Annotated in this window: 6 protein-coding genes; 2 read left to right on the top strand and 4 right to left on the bottom strand. The window is 71.4% G+C overall.

Annotated elements, in window-relative coordinates:
- The coding region (hemA, locus tag G6017_RS13275) for a glutamyl-tRNA reductase (RefSeq protein ID WP_182617771.1) at positions 1-639 on the bottom strand (639 nt) is incomplete at its 3' end.
- A gap of 446 nt (positions 640-1085) precedes the next feature.
- Between hemA and G6017_RS13280 the strand changes: the two genes are divergently transcribed.
- Entirely contained in the window at positions 1086-1427 is a 342-nt protein-coding gene (locus tag G6017_RS13280; protein ID WP_182617773.1) for an HNH endonuclease, read from the top strand.
- A 29-nt stretch (positions 1428-1456) separates the two neighbouring features.
- Here G6017_RS13280 and G6017_RS13285 read toward each other — a convergent pair whose 3' ends face one another.
- Positions 1457-1726 carry a glutaredoxin family protein gene (locus G6017_RS13285; RefSeq protein ID WP_182617775.1) on the bottom strand — a complete coding sequence of 90 codons (270 nt, stop codon included), beginning with the start codon at positions 1724-1726 and terminating at the stop codon, positions 1457-1459.
- 71 nt (positions 1727-1797) lie between these two features.
- Here G6017_RS13285 and G6017_RS13290 point away from each other — a divergent pair, with 71 nt between their 5' ends.
- The gene (locus G6017_RS13290) at positions 1798-2862 is read left to right on the top strand and encodes an HAD-IB family hydrolase (RefSeq protein WP_182617777.1); all 1065 of its coding nucleotides are present in this window, start codon (positions 1798-1800) and stop codon (positions 2860-2862) included.
- A 21-nt stretch (positions 2863-2883) separates the two neighbouring features.
- Here the strand turns inward: G6017_RS13290 and G6017_RS13295 are convergent, their stop codons facing one another.
- Together G6017_RS13295 and G6017_RS13300 are read right to left on the bottom strand one after the other, a co-directional pair.
- Positions 2884-4017 (bottom strand): lysophospholipid acyltransferase family protein, encoded by a 1134-nt coding sequence (locus G6017_RS13295; RefSeq protein WP_179523386.1) that lies wholly within the window; start codon positions 4015-4017, stop codon positions 2884-2886.
- A partial coding sequence (locus G6017_RS13300; protein WP_524536297.1) for a Rossmann-fold NAD(P)-binding domain-containing protein occupies positions 4014-4747 on the bottom strand: 734 nt, incomplete at its 5' end. The genes G6017_RS13295 and G6017_RS13300, both read right to left, overlap by 4 nt.

Genomic DNA, 4747 nt, shown 5'->3' on the forward strand with positions numbered 1-4747 from the left:
CGCCAGGCCGCCCATCGCACCCGCTCCGAGCACGACCGCGCGGCGACCGTCGAGACGGCGGGACGCGGACCCGGGGGCCTCGGTGGTCGCAGGAGTGGCCCCCTCGGCGAGGATCTCCGCGGCGCGGTCGAGCGCCACCGACACCACCGACGACCCCGCCGAGTCGATGCCTGTCTCGGTGTGGACGCGTTTTCCCACATGAAGCGCCTGCTGGGCGAGTCGGTGCAGCGTGGTGCCGGCCGCGCCGATGTCGGACGCGGACTGGTAGGCAGTCCGGATCTGTCCGATGATCTGCTGCTCGCCCACGACCATCGAGTCCAGTCCCGAGGCCACCGAGAACAGGTGCTCGGCCGCCGACTCGGAATAGCGGACGTAGAGGTGGCGGCTGAGTTCGTCGGCCGACAGCCCGGAGTGCCGCGAGAGCAGACCCACCACGTCGTCGAGCGCCGGGTGGAACGCCTCCACCGCCGCATACACCTCGACGCGGTTACAGGTGGTGACGATCATCGCCTCGTCGACGTGGCTGCCGCTGATCAGGTTCTCGGTGAGCGTGTCCCGATCGGCCTCCGCGACGGCCACCGACTCCAACAGGGCCACCGGGGCGCTGTGGTGGGACAGACCCACCAGGAGGATGCTCACGGCCGACCCCCGGACGCGAGTGCCGATGGGGCCCATGCCAGAATGGGCACCAATGCGTCAACTCGGGACACCGGGAACGACGGGACGACACTCGACGCACACGCGGAACAGTGGTCCACAGTCGGTCGTCTCCTGTCGGTGTGCACGGCTGCGTACAGGGCGATTCCCAGTGGAATCCCCTGCCGGGACGGCCGTGGCCTGAGCCTGCGATCGACCCGCAACGAACTCCACCGTAACCCGCTTGGCACCCCGGGACAAAACCGTCGCCGGGGCGGATGCTATGCCCGGGCGACGCCGTGCGGCCGCCATGAGCAGCGCGGACCCTCGGCGGCCCCGGCCCGGGTCGGGGCGCGCGCGGACACCACACCACCGGGCGCTCGTGGGCGACGTACGGTTGCGCCGTGCCACCTCGCCGCAGGTCCTCCACCACCAGGTCCTCCACCACCGTGTCCGCAGCGACACGCGCCCGGTACGCGAAGCGACGCCAGCGGCGACTCTCTCGCGTCGACAACGACCTCACCGCCCCACAGTGGGCCGACCTCCTCGACGCCTGGAGCGGGTGCGCCTACTGCCGGGCGGACGGCCCCGCACTCCAGCGCGACTGCGTCATGCCCGTGTCCCGCGGGGGGCGCTACACGCTGGAGAACGTGGTCCCTGCGTGCGCCTCCTGCAACGCGAGCAAGCACAACAGCGAGGTCACCGGGTGGCTCCGGCGCAAGAAGCTCGACGAGGGGGCCTTCCTTCTCCGGCACGCGACGATCCTGCAGGTCCTGCTCGCCGAGGAGTAGCGCGCGCCGCAGGACGGTGGGCGGCAGGCTCACTCCCAGCCACGGAACGGTTCGTCGGCGGCGAGATCGGCGCTCAGCTCGTCGTCGTCGACCTCCCAACACGAGTGCTCCGCGCCGTCCACCAGGACCACCGGCAGGCGGTCGCCGTACTCCACCGCGAGCTCGGGGTCGGCCGCACGGTCCACGTCCACCACCTCGAGCCGCGCGTGCGCCATTGCGCACAGCGGGACCAACTGTCCGTGGACCCGGACGCAGCTTCCACACCCCTCGCGGGTAAGCAGGGTCACCGTGTGCACCATGCCCTGATAGTGCCCGACCCCCTCCGGGCTCCCCTAGGATGGGGTCCCACCCCCACTAGGAGGTCCACCCGGTGAACGACCACACCGACGCCACCGACGACTCCGCCTCCGACCCCGACTCCGGGGGCAACCGCCTCCGGCTCCCCGGACGGGCGGACGTCACCAGTGCGATCGGTCGGCTGGTCTGGCGCCGGCGCAACGCCCGCGACCAGCGCGTCGCCGGCGAGGCCTCGGCCAGGAACGCGGTCAAGCTCGAGCCCGGCGCCGAGCCCGGTCCCCCGCTGGCCGACGCCACGACCACCGAGGACCACGACGACCACGCCGACACGCGGTTCGTCCCCGACCCGCAGGCCGCGGCGTTCTTCGACGTGGACAACACCCTGATCCAGGGCGCCTCGATCATCCTGCTGGCGCGTGGGCTGGCCAAGCACAAGTTCTTCACGGCGCAGGACGTGGCGTCGATGGCGTGGTCGCAGGTCAAGTTCCGGGTCTCCGGCAAGGAGAACGCCGACGACGTGGCCGCGGGCCGAGACAAGGCGCTGAGCTTCGTCAAGGGCCACACCGTCGCCGAGCTGACCGCGTTGAGCGAGGAGGTCGTGGACACCTCGATGCTCGACCGCGTCTGGCCGGGCACGCGCTCGCTGGTGCAGATGCACCTCGACGCCGGCCAGCAGGTGTGGCTGGTCACCGCCACGCCGGTCATGCTCGCGCGGGTGATCGCATCGCGGCTCGGGCTCTCGGGTGCGCTCGGCACCGTGGCCGAGGAGGAGGACGGGGTGTACACCGGACGGCTGGTGGGCGACATCCTGCACGGGCCCGGCAAGGCGCACGCCATCTCCAACCTCGCCGAGGCCGAGGGTTTCGATCTGTCCAAGTGCTACGCGTACTCGGACAGCTTCAACGACATGCCGATGCTCACGATGGTCGGCAACCCGGTCGCGATCAACCCGGACGGGCGGCTGCGCAAGTACGCCTCGGAGAACGGCTGGGACATCAAGGACTTCCGCACGGTGCGCAAGGCCGCCAAGAAGGCGGTCCCGGGCGTGCTCGCGGTGGGCGGGCTCGCCGGAGCCCGGGCGGCCGTGAAGTCCTCGTACGGCGCGCGGACGATCGGCCAGATCCGACGGATGTTCTGAGACGACTCGCGGCCGGGCGGATCAGCCGAAGAAGACGCTCCCGCGGCGCGCGAGGTTCCGGAACAGCGTGTTCTGGATGGTCTCGCGGACCTGGTCGGTGATCTCGAAGACGATCATCGGGTCGTCGCCGGCGTCCGGGCCGAGGTGGGAGGTCTCGATGGGCTCGCCGAACTCGATGGTCCACTTGGTGGGCAGCGGGATGCCGCCCAGGCCGCCGAGCAGGGGGAACGTCGGCGTGATGGGCAGGTACGGGACACCCAGCAGCCGCGCCAGCGGGGAGAACTCGCCGATCTTGGGGTAGATCTCCTCCGAGCCCACCACCGAGCACGGGATGATCGGCGCGCCGGCGTCCAGCGCGGTGGACACGAACCCACCGCGGCCGAAGCGTTGCAGCCGGTAGCGGTCCGAGAACGGCTTGCCCAGCCCCTTGTAGCCCTCGGGCCACACCGCCACCACGTGTCCGCTCTCGAGCAGGCGTTCGGCGTCGGCAGCGCAGGCCAGGGTCGCCCCGGCCCGCCGCGCCAGCGGTGCGGAGACCGGCAGCGTCATGGCCAGGTCGGCGGCCAGCAGCCGCAGGGCGCGGCCCGAGTGGTCGTGGACGGCGACCGTGGTCATCATCGCGTCCAACGGCAGGACCCCGGCGTGGTTGGAGACGATCAGCCCGGCACCCTCGGCGGGGATGTTCTCGGCGCCGATCACCTCGACCCGGAACCAGTGCTCGAACAGCGGTCGCCACATCGGCAGCCACACGGTGCTGTGGAAGTGCTCGTCGAAGCCGAACTCGTCGACCTCGTAACCACCGGTCACGCGCGTGGCGATCAGCTCGCCGACACCGTTGATGGCGTCGACGAGCCCCGACAGCGCGCTGACGTCGCCGGTCGCGAGCATCACGTCGACACCCCGCGCGACCTCACGGACGGGACCCAGCGTCTCGGCGTCGACGGGCAGCGCCTCCATCACCTGGCCGAGAGTGTCGCGCACCGAGGTGAGGAACCGGTCGACGATCCGTCCGATCTCGGTGGCGGCGGCGTCGCTGTGGCTGGTGGCGCCGAGGAAGCCCTCGCCCACGATGCGGTCGCTCCGCGAGTCGCGGCGGCCCTCCCCCCAGCGAGGCCCACCGAGTGGCTGGCTCAGGTCGAATTCGGGGCCCCTCACAGCGCCTCCTCCTTGCTCGGATCGGGCTCGTTCGGATCGGGCTCGTTCGGATCGGGCAACGCGCCGATCGCCTCGAGCTCGCACAGCGTGGTGTCCACTCCCGCGCGCAGCCGGTCGGCCACCGGCGCGGGGAGCATGGCGGCGATCTTGGCGGTCTTGCGCTCGAGCGTGGCGCGGGTGATGAGCGGTTCGGTGCCGGAGTCGACCAGGTAGGCGTGCAGTGCCTCCTCGGTGGAGTACCGGGGCGTGAAGCCGAACTCCTCGCGCATGCGCGTGGTGTCCACAGCGCGCCCGAAGCGCAGGTACCGAAGCTGCGAGGCCCCGACGTCGCGCAGGCCCTGACTGGACAGCAGCCGCACGGCCAGCTTGAACGTCTGCGGCGGAACCGGCAGCGGGACGTGCCCGGCCCGCCGGATGGCCTGGGTGAGCGTGAGGATCCCCTCGCCGGCGATGTTGAACGTCCCCGGCGCGGCGCCCATCGTGGCGTGCAGGAGGGCGTCGAGCGCGTCCTGGGGGTGCAGCAACTGGATGCGGGGGTCGTAGCCCGCCAGCACCGGGGAGATCGACGGCGCCAGCAGCTCCCCGAACACCGTGGGTTCGGGCAGTCCGAGGATCGCGGGGATCCGCAGGATCGTCACCTCGATGTCCGGCCGTTTGCGGGACATCCCGCGCACGTAACCCTCGACCGACAGGTGGTCCAGGGGGATGCCGCCGCTCGGTTGGCGGCGGA

The organism is Dietzia sp. B44, from assembly GCF_014145245.1.
Taxonomy (GTDB): Bacteria; Actinomycetota; Actinomycetes; order Mycobacteriales; family Mycobacteriaceae; genus Dietzia; species Dietzia natronolimnaea.